Raw genomic sequence first — 26219 nt, forward strand, 5'->3', positions numbered from 1 at the left:
GGCATGGCTGAGCATTACTGAAGAGGGATAAAGGCCAGAACGTGATTAAGGTTATTGCCGGTGCCGTCGAAGAACAGGCTGATATGCACAGCCCTGCCGCCAGGTAAGCTCGTGGCTGTCCTGCAGCGCGCAGTTTGCGCCAACCAGCGCAGCTTTGGTGGGTAGACGCCCCTGAGCCGGAAATGCTGGCGGGAACCACGCCAGATCGGTGATTATTTTGGACATACTTTTGGCTCCGGCATCTTAAGGGGCTCGTTGATTGGGTAGTCCGACCGGCCGGGGCTCACGCAGCTGGTGGTCACCTTCACCCCATCACAGGGCAGAAAGTGCACCGTTATCCCGCAGGTTTTTTGCCCCGTATAGTCTGGTACTTTCACAGTTTTACTGTGATTTCTATTGCTTTCGTCAATTTTCTTTTCCCAAGCCAGATACTTGGCTCTGTCTTGGTACCCAGGAAAATCATCTGTAGACGCCTCCCCACTTTGCCAGTCCACTCTCACCGTCATACCCGGCCGCCATTTCGCCGGCACGCCATAGCAGCAGCCACCTCCACCGCCCTGATACGGCCCGATAATGTCAATTCCCGACTGACCGTCGACGCTGAAATGGTTGATCGCCCATTTGGTGTGGTTGATGGCGACAATAATCCCACCACCGCCGCTCCGGTTTTCCGCCTTTGCCACCGGCTGGCTACAGCCCGCCAGCAGCAGGGCACCCAGTACCATGAGGTAATGTCGTAATTTCATTTTACATTCCTTGTATGGCAGCCTCTCCGGAAGGCGAACTGCCTCATAAACCCACTTTCAGACTTCTGCTGAGGACCGTCCGATCAGGGTCTTAATCACCCAATCCTCGCGCTCTTTATCCAGTAGCATCCCTTTGGCGGTGGCTGAAAGCATGCCGTTGAAACAGGCCGTAAACCGTTCAGCCTGCGAAGCAAATCCCGTATCGGGAACGTCCCGATAGCGAAGCATCAGCCTGGCATCGCAGATGCACATCAGGGCTTCAAACTGGCTATCGCTCAAAGCGATGTTTTGGCACTTCTCGTTGATGGCGGGCTGTGCTCCCTGCCCCATCAGCAACCCCGGCTTCTCGTCAGGATCCAGCCAGCTCCAGAAGAGCGCCGGGCGCTGCAACTGGGCCTGCTGATCAGGTTCCAGAATATGAGAGAACAAATAAGGAAAAATACGGGCATCAAAGTATCTGAACAGCCCCGCCCGTCCTTCATGTGTCGCATCGGTACAGGTTGTTAACCATTCCGCCAGTGTAGCGAAAGGCCAGGGAGAACAGAGCACCAGTAGTGGAGCAGTTTTTTGTACTTTCTGAGCCAGCTCAATCAACCACTGTTTCTGAAGCGGATCGTTCAAAGAGATCCTGATCAACAGCGGCGACTCTTCTGGCAGGGCATCTTCCGGCAAGCCCTGATAGAGAGACTGCCATACCAAAGGTGGTGAAAAATCGTGCAGTACCGGAATGACGGAAAAATCAATACCGCACTGGTCGAGAATAAAATCAAGGTGGGTCAGGTTTATATCAGCGCAGGTTTGCTGAAGCAGATTCACCCAGTCAGTGATATGGGTCGTGTTCATTTATGCCTCCCTTGGCACAAAGCCCTGTGCCAGCCGCTGCGCCTTTTTCAGACACTCTTTGCATACTGATGAAGGCAATTCAGGCAGCGGATAATCCTCACTCGCCGGGCCCTGTAATTTATGTTGCCCCTTGAGGCTTAACAGGCCTGGACCATGCACGTTGATTTCGCCCTGTGGCGTGAGCTTGATGTAAGCGCCACCGCAGGCGAGCGTGATCCCATTCTTTGCCGTCAGCTGCAGGTGTCCCTGCGTTGACTGGACGGTGACATCCTTCAGGGAAGTCAGCGACAGCACATCACTATGTGATTCAATCTCCAGTGCACCTTTGGCAGATACCAGCCGCATTCCTTCCTGTAGGGCTAGCAGCGAAACCGCCTGACTTGCGTTAACCGAATAGCGCTGTGCTGCGGTGATATTGACTTCTCCCAGGCTCTGCAGATACAACCCTTTCCCGCTGTGCATCAGAGTCGTTTCCGGCGTAACGGCAGCAATACCCTTAGGTGAAGACAGCAGCAGCGCAGGCTCTTTAAGCTCACTGGCAGCGGAAACAAATGCTCTTAATGGCCCAGAATCAGGCGTTATGTTGTGGTGAGTCTGCGTAATCGTTCCCCATCCAGTTACCTGATTCAACGCTCCTTTTAGCAGACTGACCGCCGGCTGCATCTCCAGCACCTGGCCCTGTGCTTTCGTCTGGCCATCAGCGCTGATGAACATCCCTTTCTGTGCCCGGATGGCGCCCCAGCTGTCGGTTCTGAGCTCGAAACCCTCCCCACGCTTCTGCTTTTCGCTGTTGACCAGGTGTCCCAGATTCAACTGGCTCTTGCCGCCGTACTCGGTGCTGACCTTGACATGCTCTTTTCCGCGCTCGTCGTCGAGGCGGATTTTGTTGTTCGCCGGCGTGCGCAGCACGTTGCGTTTGTAGTTGCGGATGGTGACGTGATCGCCGTGCGCCGAGTCGTGCAGCACGCCGGCGATGTACGGCCGGTCCGGGTTACCGTCCTCAAAGCCAATCGCCACTTCGGTGCCCGCCAGCAGCGGCAGGTGCAGACCGTAAGTGTCGCCGGCATACGGGCGGGACTGGCGCACCCACAGACTCTCGAACCCGGCTTCCCGGTTATCCCGGTCAAACAGTATGTTGACGCGATAGCGGCCGTCTTTATCGATGTGGCCGTAGGTGTCGTTCTCTGTGGTGCTGGTAACGCGGGCCGGTAATGTGCCGGCCATCACCGGGCGTGAGCCTGGCTCAGGACGGAAACTAAAATCCGTGCTGTCCGGGATCCCGTCAAAATGCACTTCAAAATCCCGGTCACGCCGCGCATGGCTGCGCATCGCCGTGATGACCACGCCCTGAGCAAACACCTCGGCCACTTCATACCCACCGGTGACGTTGAGCACCTGGCCCGGAGAGAGGGTCGGGCAGCTGGTGGTGGCATGGGTCCGGGTCTGGCCATTCAGGTAGCGCTCATGACGAATGCGGGCATAGAACGCCCCCGACTCCGCAGCCGGATTGCGGTCGTACGCATTACCCTGGGTAAGGTAGTTGTCCCCCCAGTGGTAGGCATCTCCACAGGTGGTGGCATCCCCGCGGGTCACATCAACCTCGGTATTCATGTCATCCGTGGCCTGGCGGTAGTTGTAGTCGCGGGTGCTGACCTGCTTCTGCACCACGTTATGGTGGCTCTCCATTCCCCACACCGCGTCCACTCCGTCTGAATGCTGGCCCGACGGCGGCACTGAGGGCAGCGTCAGGCCTTTTTCATACCCCTGCTGACTGTCGTAAAACTCCACGACGTCGATGTTCAGACGCGTATCCGTGGTAAAGCGGAACCAGATACCCGCCTCACCCAGCAGGCGGGTAATGAAGCGCAGGTCATCCTCGCCGTACTGCATCACCTGCTCCCGGCGCGGGTACTCTTTTGAGAGCGAGAACAGAAAATCCTGACCGCGCAGGTTGTGACGCTCGCGCAGGATTTTTTCCACAATCTGCGGCACCGACATGTCCTGATAAATGGCGTTCTGGTGTGAACGGTCGAGCAGCGCCAGGCGTGGCTGCAGCGTCAGGGCATAATGGGTTTCATCTTTTGATGTACCGAGGCGTTCAAAGCCGCTCACCACGCCCTGAAGGGTCCGCACCGCCTGCTGTATTTTGATGCCGTAACCCTGGTCAACCGGGGCCTGCAGCGTCAGGGAGGCCGCTTTCATCAGCATCATCTCTTTGCTGATGGCATGGTCAGAGCTGGTGAATTCAATACGGTAGCTGAACGGCCGGCTGAGCGCTTCATCGCCTTCAAACGCCAGCACATCAAGCCCGGCTTCACATCCCTTCACCGATAACTGGTGATGGCTGTGGCTGAATCTGATCGGGAGACGGGAGTTCATGTGTTATCTCCTTCAGTACGGTCAAACTCCAGCCCGATCCCCTCTTCCTCGCTCCAGCTCAGGCATAGCGACTGTGGTTTCTGTCTGGCAGCCATGTGGGTCAGCAGTTGCTGACTCAGCACCGGCAAAATCTGCTGATTGAGCAGGCTGTCGACGTTGCGTGCGCCGATATCCGGCAGCAGGCAGGCGGCGGTCAGGGCGTCGTACAGGCTCTCATCAATGTGCGTGGTCAAACCGTAGTGGCGATGTAAGCGCTTGCTGACCTGTGACAGCTTCATTTCCACGATGGTGCGCATGGCGGCCTCAGCCAGCGGGCGGTAAATCACGGTCTGGAAGCGCGCCAGCAGCGCCGGCTGGAAGTGGTCGCGCAATATCGGGCGCAGCAGTTCGTGTAAATCGCCTTCGCTGGCATCCGGCCGTTCGTCCAGCAACTGCATCAGGTGGTCGCTGCCGAGGTTGGAGGTCATCAGGATCACGGTGTTGCGGAAGTCAATTTCCCGGCCTTCGCCGTCGCGCATAAAGCCGCGATCAAATACTTGATAGAACAGGTTCATGACGTCGCGGTGCGCCTTTTCCACCTCATCGAGCAGTACCACGCTGTACGGGCGCTTACGTACCGCTTCGGTGAGGATGCCGCCCTGACCGTAACCCACGTAGCCCGGCGGTGAACCTTTCAACTGGGAAACAGTGTGCGGCTCCTGATACTCGGACAGGTTGATGGTAATCAGCGATTTTTCACCACCGTACAGCACATCCGCCAGCGCCAGCGCGGTTTCAGTTTTACCGACGCCGCTCGGGCCAACCAGCAGGAATACGCCCTGCGGGCCGTTCTCTGACGTGAGTCCGGTCTTCGCCGCGCGCAGGCGCCGGGCGATAGCGGTCAGCGCCACGTCCTGCCCGACCACACGCTGGCCGATTTCGTTTTCCAGCGTCAGCAGTTCGGTTTGCTCGTCTTTCATCAGCGAGGACAGCGGCACGCCGGTCCAGTCGGCGATTACATTCGCGACGGTGCGGATGTCCACATCCACCTGAACCAGCACATCGCCCTGCTGCGCCTGTTCAAGCTGCTGTTGCAGGTCGGAAATCTCAGCCTGCTGGCTAATGTCCTTGCGCCTGGTCATCAGTTGCTGTGCCAGCGCTTTTTCGTGGCTAAAACGCGCTTCCTGCTCTTTGATGCGCGTCTCCAGTTCAGTCCGCTGCTGCTCAATGGCACCCAGGCGGTCATCGTGACGGTTGCTGCCGGCGGCGATATCTTCCCGCAGCGCCTGCGCTTCCAGTGCCAGCGCGGTCAGTTTTGCTTTCAGGCGCACAATTTGTTCTGGCACCGTGTCGAGACTCATTCGCACACGTGCGGCGGCGGTATCCAGCAAATCAACCGCCTTGTCCGGCAGCTGGCGGCCCGTCAGATAGCGGCGGGACAGCGTGACGGCTGCGCGTACTGCATCATCAGTGATATGCACGTTGTGGTGTTCGGCGTAGCGGGCTTTCAGGCCGCGCAGCATCAGGCAGGCGGTCTCGTCGTCCGGCTCGTCGACCTTCACCATCTGAAAGCGGCGCTCCAGCGCGGCATCGCGTTCGAAGTATTGCTTGTATTCAGACCAGGTGGTGGCGGCGATGGTGCGCAGTTCGCCGCGGGCGAGTGCCGGTTTCAGCAGGTTGGCGGCATCGGCTCCGCCGGCCTGGTTGCCGGCGCCAATGATGGTGTGCGCTTCATCGATAAACAGCAGAATCGGTACCGGGGACTGCTGCACCGCATCAATGACGTTTTTCAGGCGCTGTTCGAATTCGCCCTTCACGCCTGCGCCCGCCTGCAACAGACCAAGGTCGAGGGTGCGCAGAATAACCGGCTTGAGAGATTCCGGCACGTTGCCCTCGGCTATACGCAGCGCCAGCCCTTCCACCAGCGCGGTTTTACCGACGCCCGGTTCGCCGACCAGAATCGGGTTGTTTTTGCGACGACGCGAGAGAATATCCACTATCTGGCGGATCTCCGTATCGCGTCCAAAAACCGGGTCGATTTTGCCTTCTCTGGCTTTGGCAGTAACGTCGAGCGTGAATTTATCGAGTGCGTTCTGCAGCGCCGGATTGAGTTCGCCTTCCTTTATGGCCGCGCCGACCGGGCGCCCGACAAATTCCACCTCACCACCATGACTCTGCGCGAGTTCCGCTGCCTGTTGCCGCTCCGGGCGTTCCTCCGACTGCCCATCAAGCAGCGGGCGCAGACGCTCCAGCTGACTGTGGCCCAGCGTCAGCAGCGGCCACAGCCCGTCACAGCGCACCAGTTTCTGTTTATCAACCAGCGCCATCAGCAGATGGACGCTGCGGATCTGTTCCTCACCGTTGAGAGAAGCAATCAGCCAGGCTTCCTGCATCAGCGTCTGAAGAGTGTCAGATAACTGCGGACGCTGACGGACTGAACGCGGCAGTTTATCCAGCCAGGCAAGCAAATCCTGCCACAGCATATCCATATCCCACTCATAGCGGCGTGCCAGCACCGTCAGGTCACCTTCCCCCTGTTCGAGCAGCTTCAGCAGCCAGTGCTCCGGCAAAATTTCCGCATGGGCGCGGGTCTGGCACAGGGAGGCGGCCCCTTCCATCGCGCGAGCACAGTAAGGGTTAAGGCGACGTAATAAGGTTGATGAGTGATGCTCCATAAAGGCTTTCTCCATTCTGACGCGCACTATCTGGTTTTACCGTATGGGAACTATCGGTTTCAGATATCCCCAACCGGAAGATCCTCACTGCACACAATTAATGCCCTTTCAGGCAGGGTTACAGCATCTGAAACGCGACGATTCAATGGGGTATTTTTGATTTGGGCGGGGTCTAATAATGGCCGCCAATTTCCAGGATCGTTATGGACATTCCTACCACCGAGAATAAAACCCTGTGCTGCTGTGTAAGCCGGACAGAACAGAGGTTACTGTTGCCCTTCAACAGTTCATAATTCATATCTCCGGCAAGTCTTGCAGCATCTGACGGAGAACGGCCGGTTAGAATATATCTACGCCAGTCGTGATATTTCCGCATTCCGGCAGACGGCACACTGATTGATTTTCCTTTTTCCCAGCGCTGCCTGGCAGCTGAATCATCAAAAGTATATGGCATAGTTTTCTCCTTTTATGTCTCAGAAATAAGCCTGATTCATTCAGGCACGCTACCGCCCATCGCTTTTCCTTTTAGTAAGGAACCCTAAGCGCATTAGGTCAGATTTTTGGATGTTCACTTTTACACTGTCCCCTCAGCACAAAGGGGCCTTGCAAAAAGCTGCGGACAGGTTTCCCCATCCGCATCAGGCATTACTCTAAATAACACCCCTGCAGCACCTGGCACGGCAGGTCATTACGCGGTGGCACGTTCGTTCCAGCTATCGGAATGAATGATGTTTCCATCTTTGTAGGTCCAGGTGATTTTTTCGTAACGCAGTTCAAGCTGTTCGAGGTGATTGTGCTTTTCGTAAGAAGGATTCTTAACGTCATGCATCAATGGATTTACTTTCACCACCTTCACATTCTCGAGTCTGGTGTTGAAGTATTCGACTTCCTGACCGGCGTCATTGATTTTGTACCACTTGAACTCTGCTGATTTCAGGGTCTGGCCGGTGGTCACTGCCTTGTACAGATACGGACTGGACGAGTCGATTTCCTTGGTGAACATAAACGGCGTGTGGATACGGGTGCCGGTCAGTTTGCCCGTGTTGTTGTCGGTCGGAATGTAGATATTGTGATCCTGAGCGACAACTTCGATGCTGCCTTCACGGTCCTTAACGTCTACGGAACCTTTGATGTCCGCACCGCCGTCGTCTTTCAGCCACAGATAAACAGGGATTGCCATGGATTACTCTCCGTTGTGTTGTGATACGTCATCATCCTGCGATGACGTCTGGGGGTTGCCCGGTATCTGGCAGGCATCAGCCTGCGGTACCAGACTGATTTCGACGCGACGGTTAAGCGCACGTCCATCCGTCGTGTCATTGGTTGCGATTGGGCGGCTTTCGCCATAACCCTGCACCGCAAAACAGCTTTCCGGTACATCACCGGTGTCACGCATCCAGTCGCGTACCGCTTCGGCACGTTTCAGAGAGAGCGCCTGGTTCAGTTGCGGGTTACCGGTGTTATCGGTGTGGCCGGCGACCACAATCAGCCAGCCCGGCTTCGCTTTGATGCCGACCAGTGAGTTCACCAGCATTTTAGTGGACCCGGCTTTCAGCGTAGATTTGCCGGAATCGAACAGCGACATGCTGTCGAGGCGGACAATTTTCGGCACCGGTTTCGGCTGCGGTTTTGGCGGCGGTGGCGGGGGCACATACGAACGGATCGCATCCAGCACAGGCATTCGCAGACGCTCGCCCTGATACAGACCAAGGCCCATCCGCATCGGTACGCCATTGCGCGCCTGGTCATCCAGCCCGGCCGCATCGTCACGCAGGACAGCAACAGCGTCGGCTTTGGGTGCGAAATCCTGCATCGGGATACGTTCATAGCGGGCAATATCGAAGCTGACACGCTGTAGCAACTGGCGATTGTTCCAGCCACTGCTGAGCAGCGCAGCCATGGCCGCCAGCGTGAAAATCGCGAGCGCATAACGGAAGGCTTGCCCACGCGGCGTCAGGCCTCGCCCTTCCGGCAGCAGCGGCAGGATAAAATCCGGCAACGGGGCAATAACCGTACTGTCCGTTCCCACCGGCTGCCAGCCCGCTACCTGTTGCATCGCAGTATGACGGGACAGCCATGCCGTCCAGACCGATGTGGCCAGACTTCCGGCCAGGATCGGTCCCAATCCCCACAGCACCGCAACCGGTGCAATGACCGGAACATCCGGGCTCTCATCAATGAAGACCGCTTTAACGTGCAACCGGAACCAGCTCATCAGGCTGTTCATCAGCACCTGTTGCTGCATCGCAGGCGCGCCACCGGTGGTGACCCATGCAGCGACTGAGCCCGGCGCTGAAGACGCACGCCAGACCCTCACCCCTTCCCCCGGGATAGCCGCCTGCCAGAGCAGATCATTGGTCATCGCACTGCCAACCTGACCATTCAGAACCAGCGGCACAGAATGCCCGGTTTCTTTACGCAGCTGGCTGATTTGCCAGCGCAGGGCCAGCAGACGACGGGTAAGCCGCTCGCTGTCGGCGTGTTTTTGCGGACAGACGCTGACCATCACCGACAACTGGCGGCCCCAGTCAGGACGCAACCGCAGAATCTGACAGGCAACCTGTTGCAGATCCTGATGTTCCTCCACGCGGATCCAGCATCCCTGTGTCACTGTAAGCACCGATGACTGCTGCATACATGCCAGCGGCAGATCGCCACAGACCAGCACTACAGGCTGACGGTAAGTGGCTTCCGGGAGGTCATCCAGACTTAGGACGACGTCATGCTCCGCACGACGCCTGGCGACAATCCACAACGCCAGGATAAGCCCCAGCACCGCAAGCAGAAAGAGCACCGAAACCAGTCGCGATACCGGCAGGAAACTCAGGCAAACCACGGCACTCAGCAGGGCGGCCCACAGCGCAAGCCCGCGCTGCTGTGCAGGACTCATTTCACGGCTCCCGGCAGCAGGGTCACCAGCATCTGATCCAGCCAGTGACTCAGTCCCCACCACAGCGCAGCCACCAGCACCACGCTCAGGCCAATACGCACGGGCCATGACGCCAGCCAGCCCCCCATTTCTCTTCCGGTACGGCTTTCCGCCAGAACCGGATGGGTTGGTGGATAGCTGAACGGCGTGACATGTTCGCTGAGCGCGTTGACGAGTTTCTGGCGCTCCGGATCGTTAAGAGAGCGGAAACTGCCGAGGAACCCCAGCATCATGACCCGCTGAAAGCAGGTCATAACAGCCTGGTCAGGCGCCGGTTCACGCAGCACATCACGCATGCGATCGCACAGCGTATCACCGGCATCCATGGTGCCGAGGAAGTGCCCCTGCAGGGGAATGTCATACCACTGCACGCAGGCGTCATCCTCCACACCACGACCTTTGACCGCCTCATCAAGCAGCGCACACTGTGCGGTGAGAATATGCTGACAGCTGACTTCATCGAGTTCGCTCGCTTTCAGCTCACGCTGCACACGTTCGACATCGGCAATGCAACGCTCCCACAACGTGCGCCCCTCTCCATCCTGGAACGTCGGACCGTGACGCAGGCTGATGACCTGCAGCCAGGTATCCTGCAGCAGAGCATCAATATCAATGGGCGCAGCAGTACTGCGTTTAGGCTCACTCATGTTCTCAGTACCGCAAAAAGTTCAAGTTCAGGCTCGCCGAGCATGCCCGGAACGTAAAACATACAGGTGCCGCTCTGAAGCATTTCGCTGGCCAGAGGATGCGAGACATCAAGGCTGAAATACTGGTTTTCCAGACGCAGCGGAATGGCTGCCGGCACATGGCGCAGTGGCGTCAGTGGCACGCCCCCCCGTGAGGAATTGACGATACTCCGGACATGATCGGGACTGCCGATCTTGCACTGGCGCGGGAACTGCTCCTGCAGTTGTGCCACCGGCATCGGTGAACGCACGGAAAGGTAGTAATCCGCCCCTTCGCGCAGACGGGAGTCATGCAGACGGGCCTGCCAGACGTGCAGCCGGGCATCGTGCTCAAGCTCAATCGCCACTACCCGTGACGGCAGGCTGGCTTCCAGCAGATCGCCCAGTAAGTCAAACAGCGGCGGGAAGACGTTATTCAGCTGTTCATGCTGCCAGACCGGAATAGCACTCACCTGATGTTCCAGCGAGAAAGTCAGCAGGCTGCCCGCAAGCCGCGCCAGTTCCGGGTACAAACGCTCCGGTGGGCTTTGCAGGTTACGCTGAAACTGGCCGAGCACCGGTTCTGCGCTGTTCAGGGCATTGAGCAGCCAGAACAACGACACATCAGCCACGGCAAAGTCGGCCATGCGCTCGTTACTTTCACGTCGCATGGCCATCAGTCGACTCAGACGGGCACGCAGTTGCGTCATCAATTGTTCCAGCTGGGTTACCAGCCAGCGGCTGCCTTGCAGAGCCAGCAGTGGCGGAAGCCAGGTTTCATCGAGTGCCCAGCTGCCCTGTGAATCCTGCTGCAGACGGGCGACCGGACAGGTGAGATAATCACTGTTGTTCTGATGGGCAAAACGCAGCGTCAGCTCTGGCTGCATCACTGCAATCTGTCGGGTATCGTTGCCGAAGGTGTTGCGGACATCCCGCCAGCGCTGGCGATAACGCACAGGGCGCTCGGCCACCTCATCGGGTTTAAGACAGTTGCCGCCATTTGCCCGCAGCAGCGGAAGCGCCAGCACCACCACCACGTCCTGTGATTCGCCCTCAAGCATCAGCACCGGTGGCAGGTCATCGGCATTATCGGTGTCGATAAGCGTGCCATCGGGGAAACGGATGTGCAGATGACGGGCCTGCAGGCGGCCCAGCTTCAGTGCATCAGGTTCGAAGGTGGCAGCAATCATCCCCCAGGGATGGCAGAGGCCCAGCCGGGCGATGCATTCCGCAGACCAGGCCGCATAGGCGACCTGTTGCTGGAAGTGCTGGGGAGAGACCATAACGCCCCTGCCCCATAACGGTTGTTCCGTTTTCATTGGCTTCCTGCCTTCGCTTACGATTTCGCCTTCGGCATCTGGGAAACCAGTGACAGGTTGACGTCCATACCCTCTACCTGGAAGTGTGGGATGGCGTACAGCCTGACGCGGAAGAAGCCCGGGTTGTCGTCGATATCTTCCACTACCACCTTCGCGTCGCGCAGCGGGTGAGAAGCCTGCAGCTCATCGCCCGGATCGGTCATTTCGGTCACCAAACTGCGCACCCAGGTGTTTAACTCCAGTTCCAGCAGACGCCGATCCTTGGTGGTGCCGATGTTTTCACGCTGAATCAGCTTCAGATAATGCGCGATACGCGACAGCAGGAAGATATACGGCAGACGGGCATTAATGCGGCTGTTAGCGGTGGCATCCGCAGTGTCATACAGCGCAGGTTTCTGGGTGGAGTTGGCTGAGAAGAAGCAGCTGTAGTCGCGGTTTTTGTAGTAGGACAGCGGAATGAAACCGAGATTGGCGAACTCAAATTCGCGGGTTTCCGGGATCATTACCTCACTCGGGATCTTCACCTGATTGCCGGTGCCCAGATCGTACAGATGAATCGGCAGATCCTGCACCGCACCACCGGCCTGTGGACCACGGATTTGCACGCACCAGCCATTGTTGATAAAGCTGCGCACCATGTTGGATGCGAAGGCAAACGAGGCGTTGGTCCACAGGTATTTGTCGTGATCCGGGCCTTTGACTTCTTCAACGTAGTTAAAACTGCGCACCGGAACGGTATCCGGGCCATACGGCAGGCGACCCAGCACACGCGGCATCACCAGACCGATGTAGCGCGAATCGTCCGTCTCGCGGAAGGATTTCCACTTGATGTATTCAGCGCGGTCAAAATAATTACCGATATCTTTGATGGCCGCTACGTCTTCCATTGAATCCTTGAGGAAGAATTGCGGGCCGGCAGAGCCGATAAACGGCATATGCGCCGCAGCAGACACTTTTGAAATATTGCGCAGCAGGGCAACATCCTGCGCAGACGCATCAAACTCATAAGCGGAAATCAGCGCCGCAATCGGCTCGCCGCCTGGTGTGTCATACTCATCAATGTAGGTGTGTTTATACAGGCCGCTCTGGATAATTTCCGGGCTGTCTTCGAAGTCCTGACGCAGATCTTCTTTAGACATATCCAGCAGTTCGACTTTCACGTTCTGGCGGAAATCGGTTTTATCAACCAGCGATTTCACGCCGCGCCACAGGCTCTCCACTGCCTGGAACTCTTCGCTGTGCATGACCGCATCCAGCTGACGACTGATCTGGTGATCCAGCGCGGCGATATGATGGTCAATCAGGTTTTTGTCGAGTTTTTCAACTTTTGCGCCTGATTTTTTCAGGCACTCCAGAAATACCTGCATGCCGGCGGTTAAACGCTCATCCGCCGTTGCATCCGACATCGCCTGCGCATCCTGCCAGATATCCAGCGCGCTCAGCTCAGAAACCGGGTTAAGATTGATTTTTTCAAACAGGGTGGCATACACCCCACCGGCTGCCGGACGTTCCAGCACCACGCTCTCGCCACCCGTCGCATTCTCATTATTTACAGACATCAGCATCTTCCTTATTAATCCGTTAAATCATCGTGATGGTTATGGCTGTTTTGGTGCCAGAGTTGAGAGCTCAGCGCGCAGTTCTGCGCTTAACGCCGGGTCCAGCAGAATTTTTTCCAGCTCCTTTCGGAAGGCCTGGTTATCCAGCAGGTTGGCTTTTAAATCGCGCAGTAAATTACGCATGGAAAGCATGGCCTTCAGCTGAGGTATTTGCCGGGAGACCTGTTCCGGAGAGAAATCTTTCATGCTCTGGAAAGTCAGACTGATGCTGTCTTCGCTGCCGTCATCGGCCAGCGTATTTTTAACGGCAACCGTGACTTTGGGCGAATATTCGGAAAGCACTGCGTCAAAATTATTTTTATTCAGATTAACTTTGGTTCGCTCTGATAATGGTGCGGACGCCTGACCATGACTGAAGTCGCCCGCCACCAGTAATTTCAGCGGAAGCTCGGTTTTCTTGCTTGCGCCACCGGTATGCAGGTCAAGTTTTAAGTTAATACGTGCCTTTGGCACTTCATTCTGGAAACTATCTGCCATTTCATCACCCCTCTGTTTATCTCAGCGCACATTTTTCGCGCCATACTACTTTAGAGGTAACAGCAGAGCAATGATCGACATAAAAGCAAATGAACAGATCTTTAAGCTGCAAAAGTGACGCACACAAGCCATTAACACTAAAAAAGGCAGATCATTGTCACCTGAAACCAGCTAAAAAAACTGGCAAAGACATTAAAGGCCACACATTAATGCCAATAAAAAATAAAGATGTGGATTAATATTAACAAAGCGTAAATTTGTTGATTCAGGTCAAAATAAAAAATCCGCCCAAAACCATCACACCATCAAGAAAGAAATGACATAAAAAGATAAAAATTGCGGATAGCAGCAGTGCGGAATTTCATACAGGAGGGTAATGAGATGAAGTAAAGATTTCAGGTAAAACAGAGCGCAACTAAGCCCCGTGCTACATCCGTTCAACGTAATCGTATAAATCATCACCCATGCGGGAAATTTCGTATAAATAACGTTCGGGTGCGACCAGAGGGATCAATCAGGATAGCGTGGTTCATGCAATAATGACGTACGCGATCAATCGCGCCGCTGCTAATTCAGTAATCTATTCCTCGCAAACTTCATTCCAACTGTCCCGTCAGCGCTGACGCCATGCCGAGGGTGCCATGCCGTGCAGCTGACGGAAGCGGTTGCTGAAATGGCTGGAGGAGTGGAAACCGCAGCGCAGGGCAATCTCGGTGAGCGACAGCGCGCTGAATTGCAGCAGTTGCTGCGCGGCTTCCATACGGCGGCGCATCACATACTGGTGCGGCGCTTCGCCGGTGCTGCTGCGGAACATACGTGCAAAATGGTATTCGCTGAGCGCCGCCTCTGCCGCCAGTTGGGCCAGCGTTAACGGCTGATCCAGCTGCGTATCGATCAGCGCCAGCACGCGGCGCAATACCACCGGTGCCAGTCCGCCGCGCACCTGCGGCAGCTGCCACTGTACCTGACTGTAGCGCTGCAGCAGATGGGTCATCAGCAGTGTTGAGGCGCTGCTCAGCATCAGCTGGTTAGCCGGCTGCTGCCAGTCGGAGCTCAGCAGAAAATGGCGATACAGCTGGGTGATGCGATCATCGTCGGCAAAAATCTTCTCATGCAGGTTAAGCTGCGCCGGGCTGCGATCCCACACCTGCTCACCGAGGTGACGCAAATGCGCATCGGTGCAATAAAGGTGCACGAAGGATAAATCCGCGCGCAGATCCCAGGTCGACTCGGTGCCAGACGGCATCAGGCAAAAGCGATCCGGCGCGCCGCCGTTGCGCCAGCCGTGCGGTGTTTTGTGCCAGGTGTCGTAACCATCGGCAACGTACAGGCTAAGCGTATGGTGATCGCTGAGGTTGGTCACGCGATCGCCACTGTTGAACCATGCCGCCAGCCGAATGCCGCCGCTCAGCTGCACGCTATCGCGCAGCTGCGCTTTGTGACGCTGAAGCATAGTAAACGTCTGATATTCCGGCATGGTCTGACATCGCTCTCTGGGTTGATGTCCTGTAGTTTACGCAACTGACCGGACAGAAAACAGGCCAATGCCGGACCAGGCGGGAAAAAGCGCAAGAATTTGCAAGTGCTGCGCAAAGTCATGCAAGCCGCGCTCCTGTCGCTCAGGCACACTGCGAGCCTGATTCCGCCGGAGAGTTTCTGATGAACCTGATGTTATACCTCGCGGTGGTGCTGATTTGGGGCACTACCTGGATTGCGATTTTTCTGCAGCAGCAGGCCGCCGATACGCCGGTACTGGTGGCGGTATTCTGGCGCTTCCTGTTCGCCTCGTTGACCATGCTGGTGCTTCTCCGGCTGTTGAAACGTCTGCGTACGCTGGATGCGCGTGACCACCTGTTTTGTCTGTTACAGGGCGGCTGCGTATTCGGTTTTAATTTTGTCTGCTTTTACCATGCGGCAGCGATGATCAGCACCGGACTGGAGTCGGTGATTTTTTCGATGGCGGTGCTGTATAACGCGCTCAACAGCTGGATTTTTTTCCGCCAGCGCCCGCCTTTCCGCCTGCTGCCCGCCGCCGCGCTGGGCCTCGGCGGGATTGTTGCGTTGTTCTGGCAGGATATTCAGTCAGCCCATGTTGCGCCGCAGCTGCTGTGGGGCGTGGGACTGAGCGCGCTGGGCACGCTCGGTTTCTCCTTTGGCAATATGATTTCTACCCGCCATCAGCGTCGTCAGCGCGACGTGCTGACCACCAACAGCTACGCCATGCTGTACGGTGCGCTGATCATGGCCGTGCTGGCGCTGGTGAATGGCGACGCGCTGGCACCGGCACTCAATCTGCAGTGGCTGGGGGCGATGAGCTATCTGGCTTTGTTTGGCTCGGTACTGGGCTTTGGTGCCTACTTCACGCTGGTGGGGCGCATCGGTGCCAGCCAGGCGGCTTACAGCACCCTGCTGTTTCCACTGGTGGCGCTGACGCTTTCGACGCTGTATGAAGGTTATCAGTGGCATAGCAATGCCATCGTCGGACTGGTGATGATTCTGGCAGGGAATATGGTGATGTTCGTGCGCTGGCCGGCTCATCGCCGGTTACGTCTGGCCTGAAGCAAGAGCGGGCATGGCGCCCGCTCTGTCACTCCTCTAGCGCCAGCCCCCGACGCCGATGTTGAGCTGGTGAGGTTGGTTAATGGCTTTTCTGGCAATCCAGTAAAGCAGAACGCGTTCATCATCTCTGTCGCGGTCGGCCATCGCCAGTAATTTCAGCGACAGGGTGGACCTGGTCACAGGCTGCTGTTCATCGCTTAACTCGATAACCGCCTGACCGATGATGCAGCAAACCTCATCCCCGCTGGATACGGATTCATATGCCCGGTCTTTCATATTTCCTCCTGTTGAATGAACTATAAGCCTGGCAAAGTTCCTGCGTTTTGCCGCGCAGATGCTGCGCTTAAAACACCCTGTTACACATGCTCACCTGTCGCAATGCCTGTTCATGTGACGACATCCGCGCTGCGCTTAAGCAAGGGCGCAATGCCATTCATACCGGTTTCACAGCAGTTCATTCCGTCTCCCGCTCCGTTCACGCCCGTCCGCGCCACCCGCGCCCGCGTGAGGCTTATTATCGCTGCAGATTCCGTATTCCCGGATGGGAGAGAGAAAATGACAACAGCCGTTACCCCTAATCATCAGCGTGTCCGTATCCTTACCCTCGCAGGCACCATCATTACCCAGTTCGCGCTCGGCTCGGTTTATACCTGGAGCCTGTTTAACGGCCAGCTGGCGCAGAAACTGGATGCGCCGGTCAGCCAGGTGGCTTTTTCCTTTGGTCTGCTCAGTCTTGGTCTGGCGATTGCCTCCTCGCTGGCCGGCAAGCTGCAGGAACGCTTTGGCGTGCGCAACGTCACTATCGGTGCAGGCATTCTGATGGCGATTGGCTTCTGGCTGACCGCCCATGCTGACAACCTGATGATGCTGTACCTGAGCGCCGGCATTCTGGTCGGGCTGGCCGATGGCGCGGGCTATCTGATGACGCTCTCTAACTGCGTGAAGTGGTTTCCGGAGCGCAAAGGGCTGATTTCGGCCTGTTCGATCGGCGCTTACGGCCTCGGCAGTCTCGGCTTTAAATTTATCTGTGGCGCGCTGCTCAGCACTCAGGGGCTGGAAAATACCTTTGTGATTTGGGGTGTGCTGGCGATGACGATGATTATTGCCGGGGCACTGATGATGCGCGATGCGCCGCTGCAGCAGGCCGGTTCACGTCAGCAACAGGCCACACAGGAGTTTACGCTGGCGCAGTCGGTGCGCCTGCCGCAGTACTGGATGCTGGCGCTGATGTTCCTGACGGCCTGCATGAGTGGTTTGTATGTGATTGGTGTCGCGAAAGACATTGGTGAAGGCCTGGTGCATCTGAGCACGCAAACGGCGGCCAATGCGGTGACGATAATTGCCATTGCCAACCTGAGCGGACGACTGATTCTCGGCGTGCTGTCGGACAAAATGGCGCGCATCCGGGTCATTTCGCTGGCACAGCTGGTTTCGCTGAGCGGTATGAGCATCCTGCTATTCACCCACATGAATGAAACCACCTTCTTCCTGTCGCTGGCCTGCGTGGCATTCAGCTTTGGCGGCACCATCACCGTCTTCCCGTCACTGGTCAGCGATTTCTTCGGCCTCAACAACCTGACCAAAAACTACGGCCTGATCTATCTCGGCTTCGGCATCGGTAGCGTGCTTGGCTCGCTGGTAGCTTCGGTGTTCGGCGGCTTCACCGTGACCTTCAGTCTGATTATGACGCTGCTGGTGATCTCGCTGGTGCTGTCGCTCAGTATCCGTCTGCCAAATCGTCAAAACCTGGTCGCGCCGGTACTGCATAATTAATTCACCACCCTGCCGTGTAAATGCACGGCAGGCTTTTTACTGATAACCACAGAATTGATCACGCGTTGAGAATGACTGTTATTTAACCTTGCATTTCAGAGTAATCGGGTTATTATCAGGCGCTATTCAGCTTATTCCGATTGGTTTATTTCCCGCCCTGTCACTTTTAGCTTTTAATTGACATATCTGGTAATAATTACGGAAATAACTCTACATTCACTGCATCTTCACTCCACTTTTCCCGGTTAATCTGGCCTCATTGGAAAAGAGGAGGACTCTCCATGAAGAAGTTAATAAAAGTCGCTTCGGTGGTGGCGATTATGACCATGCTAAGCGGGTGTATTATCGAGCACGACCATGGACGCGGTCCCGGCTGGGGCCACGGGCACGGCGGCGGCTGGCATCACGGCCATGGCGGCTATCGTCACTGGTAATTGGGCAAAGCACACACAGCACATAATAAAAAATGAATAAAGAAAGGGCGGGAATCAATCCCGCCCTTATTTTTTAGCTTTTCACCGCGTAATTACATTGATACCAGACTTTCTTCAGGCCAGGCAAATTGCTGTCCTGCGCCGGAAGCGACTCGACTTTATCGAAGCCGCGCTGGTTACAGTAATTCGCCAGATCAAGTTCCAGCGCATCTTTATCCAGCTTCTGTGGATCGTAACGATACTGTACGGTATTTGAACGGGCATCTTCATCCACGCGCTCAAAACCCCCGGGTTTGCTGACACTACAACCGGCCAGCATAAAAAGCGCTAACGCGCTAATAAGCATTTTATTCATTAGGGTGTCCTCATCAGACGTTGCAGTGTAAAAGGCAACGCCACACGCCTCTATAGGAAAAAGACGCGAAATGTCCGATTAATGCAAAGCTTTCGCCAATCAAATCAATAAAACCAAACGGTTTTCCTTATCACATCAGCAGTGAGAAGATGACTTCAGACAAAACGAAGTCTGCACCACACCAGGTGATACACACAAAAAGACATACTGAAAGTGACCTTTATGCCCGTGCTGAGCGGGCTTTTTTTCGCCCGTTATCCGGTAAGGCTGACCATCTTACGCAAAAGATTGGCCGCTTGTTTGTCCGGCAATGCGAGAATTCCGCTGTAAAGATCAATCGACATCGCGCACATCGTGCCGCGATCCACCGCCGTATCCGCCGGCATATTCAGCTGCTGCAGCTTATCGCCCCACTTGCCATACAGTTTTTCCACCACGCGCTGCAGATCGCGCTGCGCCTGAGGCTGATCCACCGCCAGCTCATCGCCGGTACTGTTTTGCAACAGTGCCTCGAGCGCTTCACCATCGCGCTGATTAAGCTCCGGCGACAGCACCTGTTGCAGATTGACGCCACCGCTGACCTGCGGATAGAGGAAACGGAAGCAGCGCTGCGTATCCTGCTGCTGCAGCGCCTGCATCTCCTGCACCGAAACGCGGATGTAGTTGATGATCGCCGCATCGCTGGCGCGCGCCATGCGCTGATTCACCAAATCCATCAGCCAGCCGCGCATATCGCCCAGCGCCTGCTCCGCAGGTACGCCCTCTGCCAGCTTGTGCTGCAACTCGCGATTGAGCAGTTGCCACAGCGCCGGCTCCTGCACTTTCAGCACGCGATAACCCGGCGCGTCGCTCAGTTGGATAGCCACCTGCGCCGCCAGCGCCTCGCGCTCCTGACGCGGATGCAGCCAGCTAAACCACAGCAGATTAGCCAGCAGCACAGGCAGCAAAAACAGCAGGACACCCTGCCAGACGCGCAGCGCGGTGGTGCGCAGCAGTATCACGATGATGATCGCCAGCAGCACAAAAGCGGCCAGCGTGAGCGGGAAAAGCGAGAACATGGAGCGACATTAATCCTTGCGAACGTCAATTAAAACCGGACAGCTGGCGCGTTCAATAACTGCTGCGCTTACCGAGCCTTTCAGCAGGCGGTTGAGCGGCGACAGGTGACGACGGCCCATTATAATCATACTGGCGTGCAACGCCTCAGACTGCGCCACAATGGTTTCTGCCGCTTCACCGGCCAGAATCAGCCCGCGTGCGTCAATGCCAGCGCGCAGCAGCGGTGCCAGCGCATGGCGTACCACCATTTCAGCCGTGTTTTGTTCATCCTGCGCCACGACAAAATCGTCCGGGTCTTCCCCGGCGTCGATCTCAATCGGCTGATTGCACGACGAATAAGCCGGATCGACACAGCACAGCACGGTGACCTGCGCCTGTTGCGCCAGCGCCTGTTCAATGGTCAGGGCGATCACTTTTTCCGCCACCGGTGAGTTATCAATGGCCATCAGCAAGGTTTTCATCAGTCGGTTATCCTTCCGCAGCAGTTATTTTGCCAATTTCGCGAATCAGCGCCTCTTTACACTTTATCAGCGCTGTCCGGTAATGCGCTTCCTGGCGGTGAAAACGTGCGGTCGGCACCAGCAGTGAGATCGAGAAGCGCCCGAACAGCGTATCAATCGCGACCGCCATGGTGGAAATGCCCTCCAGCGTTTCGCCGCGATCGATAGCCAGTCCGCTGGCGCGCACCTCCGCAATCAGCGTCAGCAACTGCGGCAGCGTTTTTACCGTCATTTCCGTCAGTTCCGCATAGGCTTCACCGACCATCACCCGCACATCTTCGTCGCTCTCCAGCGCCAGCAGCGCCCGGCCACCGGACGTGCTGTAAAGCGGCAGATTCAGGCCGATGTGTGGCACCACGCGCAGTTCACGCGTGGCCACCACGTAATGGACTATCGCCAGCTGCGTCCCGCTGGCCCGCGCCAGCGATACTGTTTCATTGATTTCCGCCGAGAGTTGTTCGAGGAACGGCCGGACAATTTCCACCACGTCACTGTGCACGCTGGAGATCAGCTTCAGCAACGCCGGACCGAGGCGCAGCCCGCCTGCCCCGCCGCTGCGCACCAGCTGCGCGCTATCCAGCGCCGCCACGATGCGCTGCACCGTCGAGCGCGGCAGATCGACCACCTGCGCAATTTCACCCAGACTCATGCCGCCCGGATGCTCACCGAGCGCATTTAAAATTTTTGCCGCACGCGCAATGACCTGAATGCCACCCGCTTTTTCATCCTCACGGCTTGAGGGAGGTTCTACCATGATACGTTCCTTTTTGGCCTGCCCTACTTTAGCGCGAACGATCGCACTTTTACACCCTGTATCACATTGCAATACACCATATCGAAATGTAAGATGCGAGCTGTATCACATCGCAATACACTGCATCAACTAATAACGAGACACCTGCTATGAATGCCCAGCCCGTCGCGGCACCGGCACCGCATCCTTTTACCCTGCGCCTCGCGCTGGGGCTGGTGGGGGTGCTGATCGCCGCGCTGACCTCCGGATTAAACGATCGCGTCACCGACATCGCGCTGGCCGATATCCGTGCCGCAATCGGCATTAGCTACGATGACGGCAGCTGGATTATCTCGGCCTATCAGGCAGCGGAAGTCGCCGCAATGATGATTGCACCGTGGTTCGCCGTCACCTTTTCGCTGCGCCGCTTCGCGCTGGCGGTGTCGGCCGGTTTCATGGTGTGCGGTGTCCTGCTGCCCTTTATGCCCACGGCCCCGCTACTTATTGCGCTGCGCGTGGTGCAGGGACTGTTTGGCGGCGCCCTGCCGCCGCTGCTGATGACGGTGGCGCTGCGCTTTCTGCCACCGCCGATCAAACTTTATGGGCTGAGTGCTTACGCCCTCACCGCCACGTTTGGCCCGAATCTGGCGGCGTCGCTGGCGGCGTTCTGGACCGATGACGTCAGCTGGATGTTTGTGTTCTGGCAAGTGGTGCCGGCCATGCTGATCGCCATGCTGCTGATCGGCTGGGGTCTGCCGCAGGATCCGCTGCGCACTGAGCGATTTAAACAGATTGACCTGTTCGGCATGCTGAGCGGCTGCTCGGGCATGGCGCTACTGATTCTGGCGCTGACGCAGGGTGAGCGTCTCGACTGGCTCAGCTCGCCGCTGTTTGTCGCCCTATTATTCAGTGCGCTGGCGTTGCTGATTGTGTTCTTTATTAATGAATGGTTTCACCCGCTGCCGCTGTTTAAGTTGCAGATGCTGCGCCGGCGTAATTTGTCGCACGGTTTGCTGGCACTGGCGGGTGTACTGATTCTGGCGCTGTCCGGTTCGGCGCTGCCGTCGGCCTATTTTGGTCAGGTGGAGGGGTTTCGCACGCTGCAGTTCGCGCCGCTGGCGTTGACCATCGGCCTGCCACAGCTGCTGATTGCACCGCTGGTCGCCAGCCTGCTGAATATCCGCTGGATTGACTGCCGCTGGGTGCTGAGCGCCGGTGTGCTGCTGCTGACGACCGCCTGCCTGCTCGGCATGCAGATCACCACCGACTGGGCGCGGCAAAACTTCTGGCTGATGCAGGTCTTGCAGGCGTTTGGTCAGCCGATGGTGATTCTGCCGGTGCTGATGAGCGCCACCAGCGTGGTCGCGCCGCCGGAAGGACCGTTCGCCTCCGCCATGTTCAATACCGTTCGCGGCTTTGCCAGCATCGCGGCCAGCACGCTGGTGGAGTGGTTTATCAGCCATCGCGAGCAGTTTCACTCCAGCGTGCTGGTCGATCAGGCTGCCAGTCGCAGCTGGCTGATGACCGCAGCGGATAGCCAGCAGGCCAGCAGCAGCCTGCCGCTGTTGGCCGACGGCAGCGCCAGCAGCGCGGCCAATCTCAGCGGCTTCGCCACCCTGCTGAAGCATCAGGCGATGGTGCTGAGCCTGAGCGATGCGTATCTGATGCTGATCGCTTTCGCTGTCGGGCTGTTAGTGCTGACGCTGTGCCTGGCGAAACGCGTCTGGCCACCGCAAACCCTGGTTCAACCTGTTACCAAAACTCCGGAATAACTGTTATGCACGCTTTTGCTATGAAACGAACAATCCTGCTGAGCGCCCTGCTGCTGGTTTTGCTGGCGATGGCGTTCTGGCTGTGGTCAGCCATGACCGGCAACGACCATCGCACTGATGATGCCTGGGTGAATGCCGACTACACGCTGGTGGCCCCGAAGGTGTCCGGCTATATCGCCCACGTCAACGTGCAGGATAACCAGCGCGTGCGGGCTGGTGACGTGCTGGCGACGCTCGACGACCGCGACTATCGCGTGGCGCTGGAGACCGCGCGGGCTAATCTGCAGGTCAGCGACGCCAAACGGCTGAGCGCGCAGGCGCAGCTCGACCAGCAGCAGTCCACCATTGCCGAGGCCCGCGCCACGCTGGCCGCCAGTCAGGCATCGGCACAGTATGCCGGACAGAGCGCGGCGCGCTACAACCAGCTGTACAAGAGCGGCACCATAGCCGCTGACGATCAGCAGAAAGCCAGCTCAACCCAGCGTTCCGCCGCCGCCACGGTGCGCCAGAGCGCAGCAGCGCTGGCGGCGGCCGAACAGCAGGTGAAGGTGCTTGAGGCCGCGCTGCGTCAGGCGGAGGCTGATGTCGCGGCGGCGCAGGCCAGCGTCGACCAGGCCGGGCTGAATCTCTCTTATACGCGTATTATTGCGCCGGTGGATGGCATGGTGGGTCAGCGTTCGGTGCGCGTGGGAGCCTGGGTCAGCGCGGGTACGCGTCTGCTGGCCGTGGTGCCGCTGCAGCAGACTTACATCACCGCCAACTATCTGGAGACGCAGCTGGCGGATGTGCGCCCGGGCCAGAAAGTGGTAGTGAAGATTGATGCATTGCCCGGCAAGATCTTCACCGGTCACGTTGACAGTATCGCCCCCGCTACCGGCGCCACGTTTTCCGCGATTGCCCCCGATAACGCCACCGGCAACTACACTAAAGTGGTTCAGCGATTGCCGGTGAAAATTGTGCTGGATCCGCATCAGAGCGATCTGGCGCAATTACGTGTCGGCATGTCGGCGATTCCGCAGATTGAGACCCGATGAAAATGTGAGCAACTTCTCAGAAGTGACCTATTTATTTTCGGATCGATTCCGCGTAAATTAGCGCTCGATCCTGTTTCGGGGCAGCCCGAAGCGACCTGAGTAGAAAGCGTGTAGCGATGATGAACTCCACCTTTCTCTTATTCTGTTCGGGTTACGCTGGTTTGGGATCGCCATCATTGTAACCGCTCAGAGGAGTTGTTTTGTGAAATACGCCTTGATGGGAATCTCTTTCTTCGTCTTACTTTGGGTCGGCACCTTCGTGCTGATGCTGTAAAGACGCCAGCCGGGGCGACCGCTCAGTCGCCCCGATTTGTAATTACTCTGCTTCTTCCACCGCTTTTACCGTTCCCGGCAAAATACCGTCGGCGCGGAACATCGCTTTAATGCCACGCACCGCCTGACGAATACGATCGCTGTTTTCAATCAGGGCAAAACGCACGTGGGTATCGCCGTAGTCACCAAAGCCAATGCCCGGCGAGACGCACACTTTCGCCTCCTGCAGCAGCAGCTTGGCAAATTCCAGTGAGCCCAGATGCGCATAGTGATCGGGAATTTTCGCCCAGACGTACATGGACGCTTTCGGCAGATCGACCATCCAGCCCGCTTCATGCAGCCCTTTCACCAGTACATCGCGCCGGCGTTTATACTGCTCGGCGATATCACGCACGCACTGCTGATCGCCCTCCAGTGCCGCAATCGCTGCCACCTGCAGCGGTGTGAAGGTGCCGTAATCGTGATAGCTTTTGATGCGTGCCAGTGCCGCCACCAGCTCTTTGTTGCCGACCATAAAGCCGATGCGCCAGCCCGCCATGTTGTAGCTTTTTGACAGGGTAAAGAATTCCACCGCCACATCGCGCGCGCCCGGCACCTGCATAATCGACGGCGCTTTCCAGCCGTCATAGGTGATGTCAGCGTAGGCCAGATCGTGGATGACCAGCACGTTGTAGTGCTTCGCCAGCGCGATGACGCGCTCGAAGAAGTCCAGCTCTACGCACTGCGATGTCGGGTTGGACGGAAAGCCGAGGATCATCATCTTCGGTTTCGGGTAGCTTTCGCGGATGGCGCGTTCCAGCTCATTGAAGAAATCGACGCCTGCGACCAGCGGCACCGAGCGCACCTGCGCGCCGGCGATCACCGCACCGTAGATGTGAATCGGGTAGCTGGGATTGGGCACCAGCACGGTGTCGCCGTGATCGAGCGTCGCCAGCATCAGGTGCGCCAGCCCCTCTTTCGAGCCGATGGTAACGATGGCTTCAGATTCCGGATCGATATCCACCTGATAACGCTCGGCGTACCAGCGCGAAATGGCGCGGCGCAGGCGCGGAATCCCTTTGGAGGTAGAGTAGCCGTGCGTGTCTTCACGCTGTGCCACCTGACAGAGCTTTTCCACGATGTGCGGCGGTGTCGCGCCATCCGGGTTGCCCATGGAGAAATCGATGATGTCTTCGCCGCGCCGGCGCGCAGCCATCTTCAATTCAGCCGTGATGTTAAATACATAGGGGGGCAGACGTTCAATACGCGAGAAACGACGGGGTGTGCTGTTATCAGCCATGATGTCCTCTGGATTACGTTAGCGCCCGGACCGTCCGAGCGACGCTGGTCACTGCCGTGACCGAAACAAGAACATAACGCGCTGATAACAATATTGTCGAGGGGGGACGGCAAATTTTTTAGCCTGCTTCGTTTAAGCGCCCAAACACCCAATCGTTTACCCACTGGCCGTTGAGGCGGTAATTATCGCGTAGCGTGCCTTCCAGCGCGAAACCGTTCTTTTCCAGAATGCGCCGCGACGGCCAGTTGCCCTCAATCACCAGCGCTTTGAGTTTGTGGAAGTCGGCCTGCAGCAGGAACGTGCACAATGCCTGCAACGCTTCGCTGCCGTAGCCCTGACCGGTACAGGCGTGGCGCAGCATGTAACCCACTTCGGCCTGACGATACGGATGCCACTCGGCGCTGCAGCCAAACAGACCAATCGCTTCACCGCTGTCGCGCAGGCGCGCCACCAGGCACAGCATGTGAAAACTGCTGGGTTGCCACGGTGCCAGCCGCTCGTTAAAGCGCTGGCGGATGTCGTTTTCATCGGGGATCTCGCTCACCCAGGTCATGGTCGCGGCATCTTCATGTACCGCTTTGAAAATCTGCCAGTCTTCCGGCTGTAACCGGCTGAGGGACAAACGAGGGGTGAGTAATTGCATGGCCACGCTCCGCTGTTGTGCTTACGGCAACATAGCAAACCGCATCCGTGACAACCAGTGACCGCTGCACGCTTTCAGCAATCCTCTTTTTAGCACTCAGGATTTCCTCTTTTCAGTTTCATAGCGGATAATCTGCGTTGCTTCCCTTCAGGGGCGGGCGTTATGGGCGGATCT

25 protein-coding genes and 1 pseudogene are annotated in these 26219 nt (G+C 57.2%); 6 read left to right on the plus strand and 20 right to left on the minus strand.

Going from position 1 to position 26219, the window contains the following annotated elements; all coding sequences use genetic code 11:
- Positions 1 to 41: 41 nt before the first annotated feature.
- From OXR61_RS23385 to OXR61_RS12595, 13 genes and pseudogenes are all read right to left on the minus strand, one after another.
- Positions 42 to 225, minus strand: a pseudogene (locus OXR61_RS23385) (hypothetical protein); the annotation flags it as partial.
- Positions 213 to 746 carry a DUF3304 domain-containing protein gene (locus OXR61_RS12540; RefSeq protein ID WP_021509119.1) on the minus strand — a complete coding sequence of 178 codons (534 nt, stop codon included), beginning with the start codon at positions 744 to 746 and terminating at the stop codon, positions 213 to 215. The gene OXR61_RS12540 and the pseudogene OXR61_RS23385, both read right to left, overlap by 13 nt.
- A 57-nt stretch (positions 747 to 803) precedes the next feature.
- Positions 804 to 1589, minus strand: a complete 786-nt coding sequence (locus tag OXR61_RS12545; RefSeq protein ID WP_021509118.1) for a DUF4123 domain-containing protein — start codon at positions 1587 to 1589, stop codon at positions 804 to 806.
- Positions 1590 to 3968: a type VI secretion system Vgr family protein gene (gene vgrG / locus OXR61_RS12550; RefSeq protein WP_021509117.1), complete on the minus strand. Its 2379-nt coding sequence runs from the start codon at positions 3966 to 3968 to the stop codon at positions 1590 to 1592. It abuts the gene before it with no gap.
- Positions 3965 to 6622: a type VI secretion system ATPase TssH gene (gene tssH, locus OXR61_RS12555; protein WP_031280021.1), complete on the minus strand. Its 2658-nt coding sequence runs from the start codon at positions 6620 to 6622 to the stop codon at positions 3965 to 3967. The genes vgrG and tssH overlap by 4 nt, the downstream gene beginning before the upstream one ends.
- Positions 6623 to 6794: 172 nt before the next feature.
- Positions 6795 to 7076, minus strand: coding sequence for a hypothetical protein (locus tag OXR61_RS12560; RefSeq protein ID WP_071813636.1), 282 nt, complete (start codon positions 7074 to 7076; stop codon positions 6795 to 6797).
- Between the two features lie 234 nt (positions 7077 to 7310).
- Complete coding sequence (gene hcp, locus OXR61_RS12565; RefSeq protein ID WP_021509115.1) at positions 7311 to 7802, minus strand: type VI secretion system effector Hcp; 492 nt, start codon at positions 7800 to 7802, stop codon at positions 7311 to 7313.
- Positions 7803 to 7805: 3 nt separating this feature from the next.
- Positions 7806 to 9512, minus strand: coding sequence for an OmpA family protein (locus OXR61_RS12570; RefSeq protein WP_021509114.1), 1707 nt, complete (start codon positions 9510 to 9512; stop codon positions 7806 to 7808).
- Positions 9509 to 10198 (minus strand): type VI secretion system protein TssL, short form, encoded by a 690-nt coding sequence (gene tssL / locus OXR61_RS12575; RefSeq protein ID WP_021509113.1) that lies wholly within the window; start codon positions 10196 to 10198, stop codon positions 9509 to 9511. Before tssL ends, OXR61_RS12570 begins: the two co-directional genes overlap by 4 nt.
- The gene (gene tssK / locus OXR61_RS12580) at positions 10195 to 11535 is read right to left on the minus strand and encodes a type VI secretion system baseplate subunit TssK (protein WP_267412292.1); all 1341 of its coding nucleotides are present in this window, start codon (positions 11533 to 11535) and stop codon (positions 10195 to 10197) included. The genes tssL and tssK overlap by 4 nt, the downstream gene beginning before the upstream one ends.
- A gap of 17 nt (positions 11536 to 11552) precedes the next feature.
- On the minus strand, positions 11553 to 13100 hold the full coding sequence (gene tssC / locus OXR61_RS12585; RefSeq protein WP_031280019.1) for a type VI secretion system contractile sheath large subunit: 1548 nt from the start codon (positions 13098 to 13100) through the stop codon (positions 11553 to 11555).
- 33 nt (positions 13101 to 13133) lie between these two features.
- The gene (tssB, locus tag OXR61_RS12590) at positions 13134 to 13631 is read right to left on the minus strand and encodes a type VI secretion system contractile sheath small subunit (RefSeq protein ID WP_021509110.1); all 498 of its coding nucleotides are present in this window, start codon (positions 13629 to 13631) and stop codon (positions 13134 to 13136) included.
- Between the two features lie 613 nt (positions 13632 to 14244).
- A complete protein-coding gene (locus tag OXR61_RS12595) occupies positions 14245 to 15108 on the minus strand; it encodes an AraC family transcriptional regulator (protein WP_021509109.1) in 864 nt (287 codons plus the stop codon).
- A 182-nt stretch (positions 15109 to 15290) separates the two neighbouring features.
- On the opposite strand from OXR61_RS12595, the gene OXR61_RS12600 reads away from it, so the two are divergent.
- The gene (locus OXR61_RS12600) at positions 15291 to 16190 is read left to right on the plus strand and encodes an EamA family transporter (RefSeq protein WP_021509108.1); all 900 of its coding nucleotides are present in this window, start codon (positions 15291 to 15293) and stop codon (positions 16188 to 16190) included.
- Positions 16191 to 16226: 36 nt separating this feature from the next.
- Here OXR61_RS12600 and OXR61_RS12605 read toward each other — a convergent pair whose 3' ends face one another.
- On the minus strand, positions 16227 to 16466 hold the full coding sequence (locus OXR61_RS12605; RefSeq protein WP_021313687.1) for a hypothetical protein: 240 nt from the start codon (positions 16464 to 16466) through the stop codon (positions 16227 to 16229).
- Between the two features lie 279 nt (positions 16467 to 16745).
- Here OXR61_RS12605 and OXR61_RS12610 point away from each other — a divergent pair, with 279 nt between their 5' ends.
- Both OXR61_RS12610 and OXR61_RS12615 read left to right on the plus strand, forming a co-directional pair.
- Positions 16746 to 17963 carry an MFS transporter gene (locus OXR61_RS12610; protein ID WP_152390601.1) on the plus strand — a complete coding sequence of 406 codons (1218 nt, stop codon included), beginning with the start codon at positions 16746 to 16748 and terminating at the stop codon, positions 17961 to 17963.
- 281 nt (positions 17964 to 18244) lie between these two features.
- Positions 18245 to 18397 (plus strand): hypothetical protein, encoded by a 153-nt coding sequence (locus tag OXR61_RS12615; RefSeq protein WP_166711810.1) that lies wholly within the window; start codon positions 18245 to 18247, stop codon positions 18395 to 18397.
- Between the two features lie 73 nt (positions 18398 to 18470).
- Here OXR61_RS12615 and OXR61_RS12620 read toward each other — a convergent pair whose 3' ends face one another.
- The 4 genes from OXR61_RS12620 to OXR61_RS12635 form a co-directional block, all read right to left on the minus strand.
- Positions 18471 to 18752 carry a membrane lipoprotein lipid attachment site-containing protein gene (locus OXR61_RS12620; protein WP_021509105.1) on the minus strand — a complete coding sequence of 94 codons (282 nt, stop codon included), beginning with the start codon at positions 18750 to 18752 and terminating at the stop codon, positions 18471 to 18473.
- Positions 18753 to 19006: 254 nt separating this feature from the next.
- A complete protein-coding gene (locus OXR61_RS12625; protein WP_125311820.1) occupies positions 19007 to 19810 on the minus strand; it encodes a hypothetical protein in 804 nt (267 codons plus the stop codon).
- A 9-nt stretch (positions 19811 to 19819) separates the two neighbouring features.
- A complete protein-coding gene (locus OXR61_RS12630; RefSeq protein WP_058758371.1) occupies positions 19820 to 20272 on the minus strand; it encodes a universal stress protein in 453 nt (150 codons plus the stop codon).
- 7 nt (positions 20273 to 20279) lie between these two features.
- A complete protein-coding gene (locus tag OXR61_RS12635; protein WP_021509102.1) occupies positions 20280 to 21065 on the minus strand; it encodes an IclR family transcriptional regulator in 786 nt (261 codons plus the stop codon).
- 149 nt (positions 21066 to 21214) lie between these two features.
- On the opposite strand from OXR61_RS12635, the gene OXR61_RS12640 reads away from it, so the two are divergent.
- The 3 genes from OXR61_RS12640 (at position 21215) to ypdK (ending at position 24124) form a co-directional block, all read left to right on the plus strand.
- Positions 21215 to 22816, plus strand: a complete 1602-nt coding sequence (locus tag OXR61_RS12640) for an MFS transporter (protein WP_267412300.1) — start codon at positions 21215 to 21217, stop codon at positions 22814 to 22816.
- Positions 22817 to 22821: 5 nt separating this feature from the next.
- On the plus strand, positions 22822 to 23850 hold the full coding sequence (locus tag OXR61_RS12645) for an HlyD family secretion protein (protein ID WP_267412301.1): 1029 nt from the start codon (positions 22822 to 22824) through the stop codon (positions 23848 to 23850).
- Positions 23851 to 24052: 202 nt separating this feature from the next.
- On the plus strand, positions 24053 to 24124 hold the full coding sequence (gene ypdK / locus OXR61_RS12650; RefSeq protein WP_006120362.1) for a membrane protein YpdK: 72 nt from the start codon (positions 24053 to 24055) through the stop codon (positions 24122 to 24124).
- Positions 24125 to 24166: 42 nt separating this feature from the next.
- On the opposite strand, the gene alaC is transcribed toward ypdK, so the two are convergent.
- Positions 24167 to 25402 (minus strand): alanine transaminase, encoded by a 1236-nt coding sequence (alaC, locus tag OXR61_RS12655; RefSeq protein ID WP_267412302.1) that lies wholly within the window; start codon positions 25400 to 25402, stop codon positions 24167 to 24169.
- 118 nt (positions 25403 to 25520) lie between these two features.
- Positions 25521 to 26045, minus strand: coding sequence for a GNAT family N-acetyltransferase (locus OXR61_RS12660; RefSeq protein ID WP_031280018.1), 525 nt, complete (start codon positions 26043 to 26045; stop codon positions 25521 to 25523).
- Positions 26046 to 26219 lie beyond the last annotated feature (174 nt).

The organism is Pantoea sp. GM_Pan_4 (assembly GCF_026541005.1).
GTDB lineage: Bacteria > Pseudomonadota > Gammaproteobacteria > Enterobacterales > Enterobacteriaceae > Pantoea > Pantoea dispersa.